Genomic DNA, 14,449 nt, shown 5'->3' with positions numbered 1-14,449 from the left:
CTAGCGCCTGCAAGCTTCGGCGTGCAGGACCACCTCGGCGGCTGCGCGGGCATCCTCGCCCGCGTCATGGTGTTCGAAATCCAAGCCCAGATAGGTCTTGAGGGATGCGAGCCCGTGACCGCCGTTGCCCTTCAGCTCGGGCCAGGCCCGGCGCGCGACGCTGACGCTGTTCTGCCAGCCCCACTGCGGCTCGGCGCGCTGCAACCCGGCGCAGGCGGCCCGGATGGCGCTGCGGTCGAACCCCGAGTGCTGGTAAACGGTGCGACCGCTCAGCGCCGGCTCCAACAGATCCAGGACGCGGCAAATGGTCGGCGCTGCCCGCACCATGGCCGCCGTGATGCCGTGCAAGCCGCTGAAAACCCATCGGTTCGTGAGAGGGTTGACCAGCGTTGACCAGGTTTCGATCGTATCGTCCTGCCGGACGCAGGCCACGCCCACTTGGCAAATGCTGCCGCGATCATGATTGGCCGTCTCCACGTCCAGCGCAAAGAACCGGAACGGCCCGTGCGGCAGGGGCGGCGGCGCGGCGCCAAACGGCTGGTTCAAAAGACCGGTCAAGGTGGGGGTGTTCGTCATCATGCGCTCCGTAGCCTCTCCCGGCGGTTCGGCCGGCAGGTAACTTTGGGGAGTAGAGCCGTGTTCGCGCCCGATGGCAACCGCTCGACCGAAACTGTGGGCGGGGCAACCGGCCATTTCTCTCTTGCCTGACCTCAATATTTCGATAAAACCCGAAATATGGAAAAAACGATTCCCCTCCGTCTGTCCGTTCTGGGGCACCCCCAGCGCCTGTCCGTGTTCCGGCTGCTGATGCGCCGTTATCCAGACCGTGTTCCCGCCGGGGAGATCGGCGCAGCGCTGGATGTGAAATCCAGCACATTGTCGTCATATCTCTCTGCTTTGATGCAGGCAGGGCTGGTCACACAGGCCCGCGAAGGAACCTGGCTGTACTATCAGGCGGATCTGGGTGGCATCCGCGAGACCATGGACGCGCTGTTCTTTGACTGCTGCCGGGGTCGCCCGGAGTTGTGCCTGCCTGTCCAGCCCGATCTGAAACCAGAGGACCCCACCATGCCGGACCCGCGTTACAACGTACTGTTTATCTGCACTGGCAATTCTGCCCGCTCGATCTTTGCCGAAACGCTGCTGCGCAGCATTGGCGGGGATCGCTTCAATGTCTTTTCGGCAGGCACCAAACCGTCGTCCGAGCTGAACCCCATTGCGGTCGAGACGCTGCGTGCCAAGGGGCACGATGTGGCGCCGCTCCGGTCCAAGAATGTCAGCGAGTTCATGGTCGACGGCGCGCCCAAGTTCGATTTTGTCTTCACCGTCTGCGACCAAGCCGCAAACGAGGAATGTCCGACCTGGGAGGGGCAGCCGCTTTCAGGGCATTGGGGTATGCCGGACCCGGTCAAGGCCGAGGGCAGCGATGCGGAACGGAGCCTCGCCTTTCAGCAGGCCTACGGCACGCTGAAGAACCGGATCCAGGCCTTTGCCGCGCTGCCGATTGCCGAGCTGGACCGGGTGTCTTTGCAAAAGGCGGTGGACGACATCGCGCTGACCCTCTGACGGGCCGCTCTGACGGGCCACTTGGAAAACGAAGGAAAGATCATGACTGTATACGCGTTGAACGGCCTGGGCCGGATGGGCAAGCTGGCACTGAAACCGCTGTTGGAAAGCGGCGTTCAGATCGCCTGGATCAATGACGCTGTCGGCTCACCCGAGATGCACGCGCATCTGCTGGAGTTCGACACCGTCCATGGCCGCTGGTCAGCCGATTTCAGCTTTGACGACGAAAGCATCACCATCGACGGCACCCGCCTGCCGGTGCATTGCAGCCGCCGGATAGAAGACCTGCCGCTGGACGGCGTGGATGTGGTGATCGACTGCACTGGCGTGTTCAAGACCGAAGCCAAACTGGCGCCCTATTTCGAGGCGGGCGTAAAAAAAGTGGTCGTGTCGGCGCCTGTGAAGGACGGCGATGCGGCGAATATCGTTTATGGCGTAAACCATGAGACCTATGAGCCGCGGCGCCACCGCATCGTGACTGCCGCCAGCTGCACCACCAACTGCCTGGCGCCGGTGGTCAAGGTCCTGCACGAAGGTTTTGGCATCAAGCACGGCTCGATCACCACCATCCATGATGTGACCAACACACAGACCATCGTGGACCGGCCTGCCAAGGATCTGCGCCGGGCGCGCTCGGCGCTGAACTCGCTGATCCCGACCACCACGGGCAGTGCCACCGCGATCACGCTGATCTATCCGGAGCTGACCGGAAAGCTGAACGGCCATGCCGTGCGGGTGCCGCTGCTGAACGCCTCGATCACCGATTGCGTCTTCGAGCTGGACCGCGAAACCTCCGCCGAGGAGGTGAACGCCCTGTTCAAAGCCGCCGCCGAGGGGCCGCTGGCCGGCATTCTGGGCTATGAGGAGCGGCCGCTGGTGTCCGCGGATTATACCAACGACACACGCTCCTCTATCGTGGATGCGCCCTCGACCATGGTGGTGAACGGCACCCAGGTGAAGGTCTACGCCTGGTACGACAACGAAATGGGTTATGCCCACCGGCTGGTGGACGTGGCGCGTATGGTGGGGGACAGCCTGTGACACCGCGCCCTGACACACGCGCCGTGCCGCCCAGCGGGCTGGCGGCCTATGCGGCGGTGACGGCGGCCTATTGGGCGTTCATGCTGACAGACGGTGCGCTGCGGATGCTGGTGCTTTTGCATTTCCACACGCTGGGTTTCAGCCCGGTGCAGCTGGCCTATCTGTTTGTTCTGTATGAAGTCGCGGGCATGGCCACAAACCTGTCGGCAGGGTGGATCGCGGCGCGCTTCGGTCTGACGTCGACGCTTTATGCGGGGCTTGGGCTTCAGGTGGTGGCGCTGGTAGCGTTGTCGCAGCTGGATCCGAGCTGGCAGATCGCCACCTCGGTGGCCTTTGTCATGGGGGTGCAGGGGCTGTCGGGCGTCGCCAAGGATCTGGCCAAGATGGCCTCGAAATCCGCGGTCAAGGTGCTGGCGCCCAAGGAAGGCGACGGGCTGTTTCGCTGGGTTGCGCTGCTGACCGGGTCCAAGAACGCGGTCAAGGGGTTGGGCTTTCTCCTGGGGGCGGGGCTGTTGGCGACGGCGGGCTTTGCCTGGGCCACGCTGGGCATGGCGGCGGTGCTGGCGGTGATCCTGATCGCGGTGCTTGTGGCGATGCCTGCGGGTCTTCCGCGCGGACGCAAGGGCGCCAAGTTTTCCGAGGTGTTCTCCAAATCTGCGAACATCAACTGGCTGTCGGCGGCGAGGGTGTTCCTGTTCGGCGCCCGCGACGTCTGGTTCGTGGTCGGCATTCCGGTCTATTTCTACGCAGTGCTGTCGGATGGCAGCGAGGCGGGCAACCGCGCCACGTTTTTCCTGATCGGCAGTTTCATGGCGGTCTGGATCATCCTGTACGGCGCCGTACAGGCCGCCGCACCGCGTCTGCTGCGGGCGGCCGACCGCAGCGAAGCAGAGTTGATTGCCGCAGCGCGCACCTGGGCTGCGGTGCTGGCGGCGGTGCCTGCGGGTCTGGCCGCAGCCGTGCTGGTCGCCAGCGCGCCGGCGGGGTGGTTGACCGCGGTTCTGGTGGCAGGGCTCTTGATCTTTGGTGGGTTGTTTGCAGTTAATTCCGCGCTGCATTCATATCTGATCCTTGCCTTCTCCAAGGAGGAGCGGGTCACCATGGATGTCGGGTTCTATTACATGGCCAACGCGGGCGGGCGGCTCTTGGGCACGGTGTTGTCCGGGCTGACCTATCAGATCGGCGGCCTGTCGGCCTGCCTCGGCACCGCGGCGGTGATGGTGGCGCTCAGCGCGCTGGCAGCCGGACGCCTGTCCGCCGCGACCGAAAACGAGGTCTTGTCATGAACATTTTCGAGAAGTACCTCAGCGTCTGGGTGGCGCTGGCGATGGCGGCGGGCATTGCGCTTGGCAATCTGGCGCCCGGCCTGATGAATGCCATTGCTGCGGCAGAGGTCGCCCGCGTCAACCTCGTGGTGGCGGTGCTGATCTGGGCGATGGTCTATCCGATGATGATCGGGGTGAACCTCGCCAGCCTGAAAGACGTGGCCCGCCAGCCCAAGGGGCTGGCCATTACGCTGGCTGTGAACTGGCTGATAAAGCCCTTCTCGATGGCGGCGCTGGGGGTGCTGTTCTTTGAGGTGGTGTTCGCGCGCTTTGTACACCCCGCCGATGCGCAGCAGTACATTGCCGGGCTGATCCTGTTGGGGGCGGCCCCCTGTACCGCGATGGTGTTTGTCTGGTCCCAGCTGACGCGGGGCGATGAAAACTACACCCTGCTGCAGGTGTCGGTGAACGACCTGATCATGGTGTTTGCCTTTGCGCCAATCGTCGCCTTTCTGCTGGGGGTGACGGACATCACTGTGCCTTGGACCACGCTGATCTTGTCTGCGGTGCTGTTCGTGGCCTTGCCGCTGGCGGCCGGGCTGTGGACCCGTGCGCATCTGGGCAGCGACGTGCGGATCGCCGGTTTCCTGTCCCGGATCAAGCCGGTATCGGTGATCGGGTTGATCGCCACGGTGATGATCCTGTTCGGGCTTCAGGGGCAGGTGATCTTGGACCGTCCCGCGGTGATCGCGATGATCGCGGTGCCGATCCTGATCCAGAGCTACGGCATCTTCTTCATCGCCTATGGCGCGGCCTTCGCGCTGCGGGTGCCACACCGGATCGCCGCCCCCTGCGCGCTGATCGGCACCTCGAACTTCTTTGAATTGGCGGTGGCGGTGGCGATCAGCCTGTTCGGCCTGCACTCTGGTGCGGCGCTGGCCACGGTGGTGGGGGTGCTGGTCGAGGTGCCGGTGATGCTGACGCTGGTATGGGTCGCCAACCGGACGCGCGCCCAGTTCGGCGCGGAACGGGCCCCGGCAGCCGCTCTCCGAGAAGGCCAGTCCTGCCAATAGGATAAAGCGCATTGGGTGCCGCCTGACCCGTCGCTGTGCCGCCAGCCGACCGGTCGTCCGCGTGCAGCCGCGGCGCGCGCTGGGAACCAAATGGCCGCTTTGGGGGTTGAACAGCTAACTGCAGTTCATTGCAGCCCTTCTGAAAGGAGTAAGAACATGCTTGGTTGGGCACTTACATTTCTGGTCATTGCACTTATTGCGGCGCTGCTGGGCTTCGGCGGTGTAGCAGGCACCGCGGCCGGGATCGCAAAGATCTTGTTCCTGGTCTTTCTGGTGCTCTTTGTTGTCGCGCTGGTGGCGCGGGCGATCAAGGGCAAGCCTCCGGTCTGAAGTTCGGTTTGGATCTAAAAATTGCACAAGACCCAGCGGTACCCCCGCTGGGTCTTTGTTGTTGACGGCTCCGGTTGGCGTGGCTCAACTCCTGATCTTGTCCATCACCCAACCGATCGAGAACCCATGCAGCATGGTCGACAGCAGGATGGACAAACCGATCAAGGCCCAGAGATCCAGCTCATTCACGAACTCAAGATGCGTACCGGCGTAGCAAAGGTAATAAATCGACCCGATCCCACGCACGCCAAACACTGACACCACCTGCCGGTCCCGGCGCGGCAGCTGCGAGCCGACCAGCGAAATCCACCCGGCGAGGGGCCGCACGACGACGATCAGCAACAGCGCCATCGCAAAATGCGTCCAGGTCAGGTCCGCAAGAACCGTGGGCAGAATGTGACCCAGCGCTACCAGCAGCAGCGCCGTGAGCGCATGTTCGATGGTTTCGCAGAAATCATGCAAGCGGCGATGAAACCGGTGCGCGCTCTCGATGCGGCGCAGGGTGAGGCCCATCATCGTGACGGCGATGAAGCCGTACCCCTCGACCAATTCGGTGGAGCCGTAGCACAGCAGCACACCGGCAATGGCCACGACACCAGACCCGGTATCGGCCAGCACCGCGCGGCGGGGCACGTTGAACAGCACCTGTCCCAACGCCCAGCCGCCACAGATTCCCATCACCGCGCCGACGGTAATCCGGTAGATCACATCAATCGCCACCCATTCAACTAGCCAGCCCTGCGGGTCGGCCCCCTGCAACGCGATGGCGATGCCCAGATAAACAAAGGGAAAGGCCAGCCCGTCATTCAGCGCCGCCTCTGTGGTCAGGGTAAAGCGCACCGGATGTTCGTCGCCTTCCTGCGGGGGCCCCACCTGCACATCGCCCGCCAAGACAGGGTCGGTCGGCGCCAGAACCGCACCCAGGAGAACCGCCCCGGCGAGCGTCATCCCGGCCAGCCCCCAGCCCATCAGCGCCATGGCGAAGATGGTCAGGGGCATGCCGATCAGCAACAGCCGGGCTGTCGGTATCCATTTCTGCCAGGGGCTCAGGCTGTCCAGGCGCAGTCCGGCCGTGAACAGCGCGATAATCACGGTCAGCTCGCTGACGATCTCCCAAGGTTTGGGGGAGCTGCGCGGGTCGGGCATCTCCGGCAGCCACGGGACCAACCAGGCGCTGGCCACCCCCAACAGGATCAGCAACGGCGCGGAGGCGGGTTCGCGCGACGAGACGAAGCGCGGCCCCCAATGGGCAAGGATGATAATCACACCCACGGCCGCGAGCATCATGTGATAGGGCGCGAGGCCGAAGAACTCCGTGGCGTCCATATTGTTCATTAACCTGGGTTACCCCCGTATGCGTTTGCCGGACCAATGGACGTCATGTCGGCATGCGCCGCCAAACTCGCCCTTGACGACAGGCGCGGCCAAGAAAAACGGGACGCACGGCGCCCGGCTGAATTCCGGGGGGGAGGGCCGTGCGTCCCTCGGGTCCGCCTGTATGACGGGGGGACGGTCATAGGGCGGATATCTATCCAAAGCTTTGGCAAAGCTTCTGATTGATCTGTTTCGCGCGCTCCACCAGATCGGCAATTGCACGGTCGTCGCGGGTGTCAGCCCGGACCGTTTGGGCATCCTCTGTCCAGTTGCGGATTTCTGTCTCAGCCTGGTCGAGCTGACGGGGAACCTCACCGTACGCGTGCTGCGTGCGCGCGTGTTCGCTCTGCCGCTCGCTGAGCGCAGTGCGAAGCTCTGTGTGTAACTGTTCGAGCCGTTCGTTTGGGAGTTGCATAGTCACCTCCGGCGCGTGGGTTCACCGTCCTAACGCAGTCGGATGCCGGTTGGTTCCAACCAGATTTCGGCAAGTGCCGCTCGGCTCCATTCAGGGATCGTCAGTCTGCGCCCCAGAGCGTGGCGGCACTGCCAGCACGTGCGTCCCCGGCTGCGGCGGGGGCGCGATTACAGTCTTATCTGGGGGGGGGGCGGTCAGCGCTTCTTGCGGGCCGCCAGGCCGATAAGCACGCCAACCCCTGCAGCGGCGGCCAGCGTCAGTGCGGGGTTTTCACGCATAAACCTGCGCCCCCCGTCCGCAACGCTATGCAATGATTTCACGACCTCCTGGGTCTCTGCTGCAACCCGGCCACGGGCCTGCTCGCCTGTTTCAACCGCCGCATCGGCAGCGGTTTTTGCGGCCTTGGTCAGCGATGCTGCCGCCTCCCGTGCAAATGCGCCTGCTTCGGACACCTCGGTCTTGACGGATGTAAGTGTTCTTGCCTCAGCCATGTCTGTTCTCCTTTCGCAACCTTAACAGTGCAGCCCCAGAAAAAGTTCCGCCTCAGGTAAACGTCCGGACTGGAGGAGCCGTCACGAGTAGAGGGGGGGGGACAGAAGGCCGCAGGGGCAACCAGCGGGGCGGGACGAAGGTGGCAACCGCGGGGGCAACGCGTGTGTCCACGCCCCGGGTGGGCTTGCTTGGGGGCGGTCCCTGCGGCGTCGGCGTAGACAGGCGGCGGGAACTTTTGCCAAGACCGCGGGTTGGTCCCACACAAGACGTCACTGAAAAGGATACGGCATGCTAAACTGGGCCTTGATATTTCTGGTCGTCGCAATCATCGCCGGTATCTTCGGATTTGGCGGCATCGCTGCGGCCACTGCCGGGATCGCTCAGATCCTTTTTTTCATCTTTCTTGTTCTGTTCGTGGTCGCGCTGGTCTTTCGTGCCAGACGCTGAACCTGCGCGGGCCTCGGGCCGCCAGCTGCGGTCGGCCCACAGCCATCTTCCTTCGGTTGGCGCTGTCAATCTTTCAGAGCAACCGGAACCATGGCAAAGCGCCGACGTTGGGTCTTTGTCTTACGAACTGAACACCAGACACTTTAGGCAAGGAGCCAACCATGACTGACACGCTTTCCATCACGCCGAGCGCCGATTCCGTAAAGACTGGCGTTCGGGACACCAGTGCGATCGCCAAGGGGCTGTCCGATGTGCTGGCGGATACCTATCGCCTGGTCTTCAAGACCCACGCGTATCACTGGAACGTCGAAGGCCCGGCCTTCTATTCGATGCACAAGCTGACCGAGGAGCACTACGAGAACATGTTTGCTGCCGCTGACGAACTGGCGGAACGGGTGCGGGCACTTGGGCATCTGGCCCCGTCCCGGATGGAGGAGATCCTGAGCTCGTCTCGGATTGAGGATGCGGACGGTGAGCTGACCGCGCGGGAGATGGCCGAAGATCTCGTCGCCAACCACGAGCGCGTCGCCCACCGCCTGCATGCCCTTGCGGAAGTTGCGTCGGGGCGCCGCGATATCGTGACCGAAGACCTCGCCACCGCGCGTTCCGCTTTCCACGAGCAGGCTGCCTGGATGCTGCGGGCAATCGCCAAGTCCTGATTGAGTGGCGGAAGGTGGCAGGCGCGCAGCGCCTGCCATTAGGCCTGTACCCCGACCGACCAAGCACGGAGCGGCCTGGGTTTGCGAACTGACCGCGGGCGACCGCGGCGCTGCGATGCGGCCGACCAGCAAGGTATGCGCAAAATGAAACGGGCCGCGCAACGCGGCCCGTCCAGAACTTGGGTAGCTGTGGGGCTTCCTCACTGGCCCCGGTGCTCAGACCTTCAATGTTTCGGTCGAGGAGAAGAACATGGCCTGGCTGACCGCGGAACGCACCTGTTCCTCGGCATAGGGTTTGGAAATGAGGAAGGCGGGTTCCGGCCCTTCGCCGGTCAGCAACCGTTCGGGATAGGCGGTGATAAAGATCACCGGACGATCGCCGTGCTTTGCCAGGATGCCGTTTACCGCGTCGATACCGCTGGATTTGTCCGCCAGCTGGATGTCCGAAAGGATCAGATCGGCGGGTTCCTGGGCGGCCAGCTCCAGCGCGCTGGCTTCGGTACGGGCAATACCGGTGACCTGGTGCCCCATGTCGGTGACGATGGCTTCCAGATCCATCGCGATGATGGCCTCGTCCTCAATGATCATCACCCGCCCGGTGGTGGCACGCGACATCTCCTGGTAGGCGATCGAGATCAGTTCCGAGGCTTCGTCGCTGTCGATGCCCATGACCCTGGCGGTGTCGGCGGCGCTGAATTCCTCGATGGTGTGCAGCAGCAGGGCCTCGCGGGTGTTCGGGGTCAGTCGCTTGAGATAGCGGTTGGCCTTCGCGGCAAGGCTGGAGCTGTCGTCGTCATCCTGGGCAAGCGCGCCCGATGTCGACCAGATCGCATGGAACACCCGGAACAGGGCCACTTTCGGGGGCAACGAGCTGTCAAAGTCCGCCTGATCTGCCAGAATAGCCTCCAGCGCCGCGAGCGCATAGTTGTCGCCGCTGGTCTGGCTGCCGGTGAGCGCCCTGGCGTAGCGGCGCAGGTATGGCAGGTTGGCCCCGATCTGACTGGCGATGAGATTTCCCGGTTGATCGGTCATTTTGCGATGTCCCTTTTTTTGCAATATATATGGAACAATACGCACTGCCGTGCGTTTGGTTCCAGAAACTGCGTAAAAAAGTGATGGATTGCATGACACAGGCACAACGCGCCCGGCCACGCGATGAACAGGCCGATCGCGAAATCGATGAAAACCTAAAGCGGGCATTCGACCAGTTGGCGAATGAGCCCGTCCCGGATCGATTCACCGAATTGCTGAAACAGTTGCAGCAAAAGGAGGCCGGATCGGTCCCCGGGCGCGACCAGAATGGGGGAGCCGGAGCCAATGGCTGAGATGATACCCGCGGCCGGATCCAGCGACCCGAGAGATGAACTGGTAGAACACCTGGGCGCGCTGCGTGCCTTTGCCATCAGCCTGACCCGCAACGGTGCCACGGCCGACGATCTGGTGCAGGATACGCTGATCAAGGCCTGGACCAACATCGAGAAGTTCGAAGTCGGCTCCAACATGCGGGCGTGGCTTTTCACGATTTTGCGCAACACTTATTATTCGCTGCGTCGCAAACGCAAACGCGAGGTTGAGGACGCCGATGGGGTGCTATCCGGCGCCTTGGCACAAAAGCCCGATCACGATGGTCGACTGCACATGCGCGATTTCAACGTCGCGTTCGCCCAGCTGAACGACGAACAGCGCGAAGCACTTATTTTGGTTGGGGCCAGCGGGTTCTCCTATGAAGAAGCTGCCGAAATGTGCGGTGTTCGGACCGGCACCATCAAAAGCCGCGTCAACCGGGCGCGCGCGCGGTTGAGCGAACTGATGGAGATGGACGGCAACAGTCAGATGGAACTGACAGACACGGTTACCGCGGGGATCGTGGCCCAACAGGGCGCCGCATGATAAAAATTTCCCGGCTGCAATCCGGCGGCTTGCTGATACGGCTTGCGGCGCTGATGACGGTTGCGCTGCTGCCACTTGGCATGATCGCGGTGTACCAGACCAATGCGGTGGTGGATGAAGCCACCCGGCTGTCGCATGCGTCGCTGCAGGCCCGTACAGAGCGGGCTGCGGCGCGCCAGCGCGAGCTGTTGCAGCGCGCCGGGGGCGCGACCGAAGGGCTGGCATCTGCCATTGTGCCGGTGCTGGAGGATCCTGACGGTTGTTCTGCCCTGATGCGCACCTTTACCGATGGGCCCAATCCATTCACATTTGCGGCCTTCCTGACGCCCCAGGGGCAGGTGCAATGCGCCTCTGGCGGCGAGATGAAGCGGGCTTCGGAAAAATGGCTGTCTCTCAAGGCGCGGGAGGCAACGCGCCTGTCGTTCGCGGTTGACCGCGGTCTGCTCGGCAGTGACGGTCCGCAACTGTTGGCAACCAGCCCGGTGCAACGGGATGGTATCCTGCTCGGCTATGTCTCCATCGCGATCCCGCATCAGCTCACGGGGACGCTGCCGGGCGCCCGTGGCAACGATGAGGGTATTCAGTATTTTACGGTCGATGCGCAGGGCGAAGTGCTGGCCGCCAGTCTGCCGATGGACAAGGCGGGCAAGGCCTTGCCGAAGACGGTGCCTCTGCAGGAATTGGTGGGCCGCGCGGGCGGCAGTTTCTTCGAGGACGCGCGCACCGGACGCGAACGCTTCTTTGCCGTCAGCCGCATTCTGCCCGGCGAGGTCGCGGTTCTCGGCAGCTGGCCCGTCGAAGATGCGATGCTGGTCAGCTCGAGCCCGTCCTCGCTGATGACCTTGGCGTTTCCGGTCGTGATGTGGCTGGCTGGCATTGCAGTGGCGATCTTTGGCCTTCAGCAGATGGTGATCCGCCATCTCAGCGCGCTGCGCGGGGCCATGCGGCGCTATGCATTGGGTGAACGCGAAGCGCCGCAGCTGGTTCTGAACGCGCCGCCGCGCGAATTTGAGGAGGCCCGCCAGTCATTCAACCGGATGGTCCTGATCCTGAGCGAAGCGGAACGGCGGCGTGAACAGGATCTGGAGGAAAAGGTCATTTTGCTGCGCGAGGTGCATCACCGGGTCAAGAACAACCTGCAACTGATCGCCTCAATCATGAACATGCAGGCGCGCGGTGCGCGAACGCCAGAGGCACGGCGAATGCTGTCGCAGTTGCAGCGCCGCGTGCGGGGGTTGGCCACCATCCACCGCAGCCTCAACACCAACCCGGATGTGACCACCGTCGGCAGCCGCGAACTGATCGAGGAGTTGATCGGCGAAATTGGCCTGATGGCGACGGGATCCGGGAAGGCGCTGAACATTGAGACAGACCTTGTGCAGGCGCCGCTGAGCCAGGATCAGGCGGTAACCCTGTCGATGCTGGTGTCGGAGGCGATGACCAATGCCGTCAAATATGTCGGCACACCGGAACAGGGCCGCCCGGAGATCCGGGTCAGCCTGCGTGAGCCTGCGGAGGGCTGGCTGGAACTTGAAATCAGCAACACAACGGGCGAGCCGCTGCTGGCGGAGGAAGAAACGATGGACGGCACCGGCATCGGTGCGCGCTTGATGACGGCGTTCGCGTCCCACTTGGACGGCCAGACCGAAACCCGTGAAACGGAAGGGTGGTTTGTCTACCGGCTTGGCTTCCCTGCGGTTGACGGGGCGGTTCCGCCCCAAGCCCCCCAGTTGGAGCAAGAGCACGATGCTGAACAAGCAGCAAGCTGAGACACAGGACGACGATTTCCAGGTACTGATCACCGCTGAGCAGGCCTGGCCGGCCTTCGAACGCGCAGTGCTGGAGGCCCGCCGGGAGGTGACGGCCAGCTTCCGCCTGTTTGACCTCAGCACCGAGTTGCTGAGCCCGCAAGCGCGGGCCGTTGGCGACACCTGGGCCGATCTCTTTGCTGACGCGCTGCGGCGCGGGGTGCGGGTGCGGCTGGTGGTCAGCGATTTTGACCCTGTGGTCGGCGCGCCGTTGCATGACGCGGCGCAAGACACCCTGTCGCAGGCGCAAAAGATCGCGGACGGACTGGACCGGGACGCCGCCGCCCGCCTGTCGGTGGTGGCGTCGCTGCATCCGGCGCGGGCGGGATTGCTGCCGCGTCTGGCGCTCTCGCCGTTTGTGATCAGCAAGTTGCGCAAGCTGCCGAAACGACTGCAACCTCGCGCGGCGCGGCGGCAGGGCGTGCCGCAGATCCATCCGGTGACACATCATCAGAAGGTCGCGGTGATTGACCGCGAACGGCTGTACATCGGGGGGCTGGATATGAACCGCCGCCGATATGACACGCTGAAGCACGACCAGCACGCGCATCAGACCTGGGCCGATGTGCAACTGATGCTGAGCGGGCCCGAGGCCGCCGAAGCCGCGGATCATCTGGACCGTTTTCAGGATGAAATCGCGCTGCGCCAGTCTCCGCGGCAGGGGGAATACGTCCGTCGCACGCTGTCGGTGCCGCGCCCCGCCGCGTTCTGGGCGCTGTCGCCCCGCACCGCGCTACGCGAGATAGAGGAGGATCACCTGGCGGCCTTTGAGCAGGCGCAGAACCTGATCTATCTGGAGACCCAGTTCCTGCGCTCTGGCCCCATCGCCGAGGGTCTGGCCGCCGCCGCGAGACGCAATCCGGATTTGTCGTTGATCCTGATCCTGCCGGCTTTGCCGGAGGATGTTGCCTTCGACGGAAACGAGGAACTGGACGCGCGCTATGGCATGGCCTTGCAAGCGGAGGCGCTGAGCAAGGTGATGGAGGCCTTCGGGTCGCGCGCCTGCGTGGCCAGCCCCGTGCAGCGGCGCATGGCGGCGCGGGACGCGCCTTCGGTTCTCGCAGGCTCGCCGGTGATTTATGTCCACAGCAAGGTTTTGCTGACCGACCGCGACTTTGCGATGATTGGCTCTGCCAACCTGAACGGCCGCTCGCTGCGCTGGGACACCGAGGCGGCGCTGCGTATTACCCGGCCGGAACGGATCAGCCGGTTGTGGCACGCGCTCGCCCGGCACTGGTGGCAGGAAGATCTGCCCGAGGCAGCGCTGGACCCTGTCCGTGCTGCTGGCTGGTGGCAACAGCAGATCCAGCGCAACCAGGTGTGCCGCCCCGAAGCGCGGCGCGGGCTGCTGGTTCCACATGATCCGGACAACATGGCCGAGATGCAGCAGCATCTGCCGGGCGCCACCGAAGACATTGTCTGAGACCCGACAGCGGGTTTCGTTTCAACCGTCGGCAAATTGGTCGCGCGCACCAACAGAAACCCCCGGCGCCGAGCGCGCCGGGTGTTTCTTCGTTGTCGTCCAACGGGTCAAACCTGACCCAGATCAGATCTGGCGAGGCGAGGATTTCGGACCAAACAGCAGCCAGCAGATGAAGCCGATCAGCGGCAGCACCAGCACGAAGAGAACCCATAGCACCTTGGCGCCAGTGCTGGCGGAGGACCCGATGATCGAGACGATGGCCCAAATGGCCAGGACCAATAGAATAAGACCGCCGAGGCCTGCGAGTTCAACCATGGGATATCTCCTGTGTTACCGGGGCACAAAGTGGTGCGCGGCTGTGTGCGCGCCGTGCCCGTGTCGAAGATGAAACGCACCTCTGGCGGGAAAAGTTCCGGGCGGGGGGGCACCGGCGGGGTGATGCAAACCATGAAGCCCGGCGACAAACCAGTCGCCGGGCTTCTTCGGGGAAACGTGCGAGAGAAAGGTGCGCGGTTATTGCGCCTCTTGCGATTCCTCGGTGATTTCATTTCCCAAATTGGACACGTCGCGGCCAAAACCTTCGGTGGTCTCGCAGGCCGCCAGGCCGAACAGCAGGGCCAGAATCAATGGGGTGCGCATAGTAGTACCTCCTTGTTGAGGGTCTGA

Annotated in this window: 18 protein-coding genes; 11 read left to right on the top strand and 7 right to left on the bottom strand. The window is 63.6% G+C overall.

The features are described 5' to 3' along the window. Positions 1–576: an exonuclease domain-containing protein gene (locus AC0IPL_RS16775; protein ID WP_474275898.1), complete on the bottom strand. Its 576-nt coding sequence runs from the start codon at positions 574–576 to the stop codon at positions 1–3. Between the two features lie 159 nt (positions 577–735). On the opposite strand from AC0IPL_RS16775, the gene AC0IPL_RS16770 reads away from it, so the two are divergent. The 5 genes from AC0IPL_RS16770 (at position 736) to AC0IPL_RS16750 (ending at position 5,275) form a co-directional block, all read left to right on the top strand. Further along, positions 736–1,566, top strand: a complete 831-nt coding sequence (locus tag AC0IPL_RS16770; protein ID WP_474275896.1) for an arsenate reductase/protein-tyrosine-phosphatase family protein — start codon at positions 736–738, stop codon at positions 1,564–1,566. A 42-nt stretch (positions 1,567–1,608) separates the two neighbouring features. Continuing rightward, positions 1,609–2,607 carry an ArsJ-associated glyceraldehyde-3-phosphate dehydrogenase gene (locus AC0IPL_RS16765; protein WP_474275893.1) on the top strand — a complete coding sequence of 333 codons (999 nt, stop codon included), beginning with the start codon at positions 1,609–1,611 and terminating at the stop codon, positions 2,605–2,607. Then, complete coding sequence (arsJ, locus tag AC0IPL_RS16760) at positions 2,604–3,893, top strand: organoarsenical effux MFS transporter ArsJ (protein WP_474275891.1); 1,290 nt, start codon at positions 2,604–2,606, stop codon at positions 3,891–3,893. The genes AC0IPL_RS16765 and arsJ overlap by 4 nt, the downstream gene beginning before the upstream one ends. Then, positions 3,890–4,945, top strand: coding sequence for an ACR3 family arsenite efflux transporter (arsB, locus tag AC0IPL_RS16755; protein WP_474275888.1), 1,056 nt, complete (start codon positions 3,890–3,892; stop codon positions 4,943–4,945). The genes arsJ and arsB overlap by 4 nt, the downstream gene beginning before the upstream one ends. 156 nt (positions 4,946–5,101) lie before the next feature. Next, positions 5,102–5,275 (top strand): DUF1328 domain-containing protein, encoded by a 174-nt coding sequence (locus AC0IPL_RS16750; RefSeq protein ID WP_474275885.1) that lies wholly within the window; start codon positions 5,102–5,104, stop codon positions 5,273–5,275. Positions 5,276–5,359: 84 nt separating this feature from the next. Here the strand turns inward: AC0IPL_RS16750 and AC0IPL_RS16745 are convergent, their stop codons facing one another. From AC0IPL_RS16745 to AC0IPL_RS16735, 3 genes are all read right to left on the bottom strand, one after another. Then, complete coding sequence (locus AC0IPL_RS16745; RefSeq protein ID WP_474275883.1) at positions 5,360–6,610, bottom strand: cation:proton antiporter; 1,251 nt, start codon at positions 6,608–6,610, stop codon at positions 5,360–5,362. Positions 6,611–6,803: 193 nt separating this feature from the next. Beyond that, a complete protein-coding gene (locus tag AC0IPL_RS16740; RefSeq protein ID WP_474275880.1) occupies positions 6,804–7,064 on the bottom strand; it encodes a hypothetical protein in 261 nt (86 codons plus the stop codon). A gap of 194 nt (positions 7,065–7,258) precedes the next feature. Continuing rightward, entirely contained in the window at positions 7,259–7,555 is a 297-nt protein-coding gene (locus AC0IPL_RS16735; protein WP_474275878.1) for a hypothetical protein, read from the bottom strand. Between the two features lie 289 nt (positions 7,556–7,844). On the opposite strand from AC0IPL_RS16735, the gene AC0IPL_RS16730 reads away from it, so the two are divergent. Together AC0IPL_RS16730 and AC0IPL_RS16725 are read left to right on the top strand one after the other, a co-directional pair. Next, a complete protein-coding gene (locus AC0IPL_RS16730) occupies positions 7,845–8,003 on the top strand; it encodes a DUF1328 domain-containing protein (RefSeq protein ID WP_474275876.1) in 159 nt (52 codons plus the stop codon). Positions 8,004–8,164: 161 nt separating this feature from the next. Further along, a complete protein-coding gene (locus tag AC0IPL_RS16725) occupies positions 8,165–8,662 on the top strand; it encodes a Dps family protein (protein WP_474275873.1) in 498 nt (165 codons plus the stop codon). Between the two features lie 216 nt (positions 8,663–8,878). Here the strand turns inward: AC0IPL_RS16725 and AC0IPL_RS16720 are convergent, their stop codons facing one another. Continuing rightward, on the bottom strand, positions 8,879–9,694 hold the full coding sequence (locus AC0IPL_RS16720) for a response regulator (RefSeq protein WP_474275871.1): 816 nt from the start codon (positions 9,692–9,694) through the stop codon (positions 8,879–8,881). Positions 9,695–9,723: 29 nt separating this feature from the next. Here AC0IPL_RS16720 and AC0IPL_RS16715 point away from each other — a divergent pair, with 29 nt between their 5' ends. From AC0IPL_RS16715 to AC0IPL_RS16700, 4 genes are read left to right on the top strand one after another with little or no spacing between them, the layout of a single operon-like run. After that, the gene (locus AC0IPL_RS16715; RefSeq protein ID WP_474275868.1) at positions 9,724–9,987 is read left to right on the top strand and encodes a NepR family anti-sigma factor; all 264 of its coding nucleotides are present in this window, start codon (positions 9,724–9,726) and stop codon (positions 9,985–9,987) included. After that, entirely contained in the window at positions 9,980–10,552 is a 573-nt protein-coding gene (locus tag AC0IPL_RS16710; protein ID WP_474275865.1) for an RNA polymerase sigma factor, read from the top strand. The genes AC0IPL_RS16715 and AC0IPL_RS16710 overlap by 8 nt, the downstream gene beginning before the upstream one ends. Beyond that, positions 10,549–12,321 carry a sensor histidine kinase gene (locus tag AC0IPL_RS16705; RefSeq protein ID WP_474275863.1) on the top strand — a complete coding sequence of 591 codons (1,773 nt, stop codon included), beginning with the start codon at positions 10,549–10,551 and terminating at the stop codon, positions 12,319–12,321. Before AC0IPL_RS16710 ends, AC0IPL_RS16705 begins: the two co-directional genes overlap by 4 nt. Continuing rightward, complete coding sequence (locus AC0IPL_RS16700; RefSeq protein ID WP_474275860.1) at positions 12,299–13,783, top strand: phospholipase D-like domain-containing protein; 1,485 nt, start codon at positions 12,299–12,301, stop codon at positions 13,781–13,783. The genes AC0IPL_RS16705 and AC0IPL_RS16700 overlap by 23 nt, the downstream gene beginning before the upstream one ends. Before the next feature lie 123 nt (positions 13,784–13,906). Here AC0IPL_RS16700 and AC0IPL_RS16695 read toward each other — a convergent pair whose 3' ends face one another. Continuing rightward, positions 13,907–14,098 (bottom strand): PLDc N-terminal domain-containing protein, encoded by a 192-nt coding sequence (locus AC0IPL_RS16695; RefSeq protein ID WP_474275858.1) that lies wholly within the window; start codon positions 14,096–14,098, stop codon positions 13,907–13,909. Between the two features lie 198 nt (positions 14,099–14,296). Continuing rightward, positions 14,297–14,422: an entericidin A/B family lipoprotein gene (locus tag AC0IPL_RS16690; protein WP_474275856.1), complete on the bottom strand. Its 126-nt coding sequence runs from the start codon at positions 14,420–14,422 to the stop codon at positions 14,297–14,299. Positions 14,423–14,449 lie beyond the last annotated feature (27 nt).

It is taken from the genome of Leisingera sp. SA32 (genome assembly GCF_056033425.1).
Note: the sequence above shows the minus strand (reverse complement) of the source record. Positions and strands in the feature narration are given on the sequence as shown.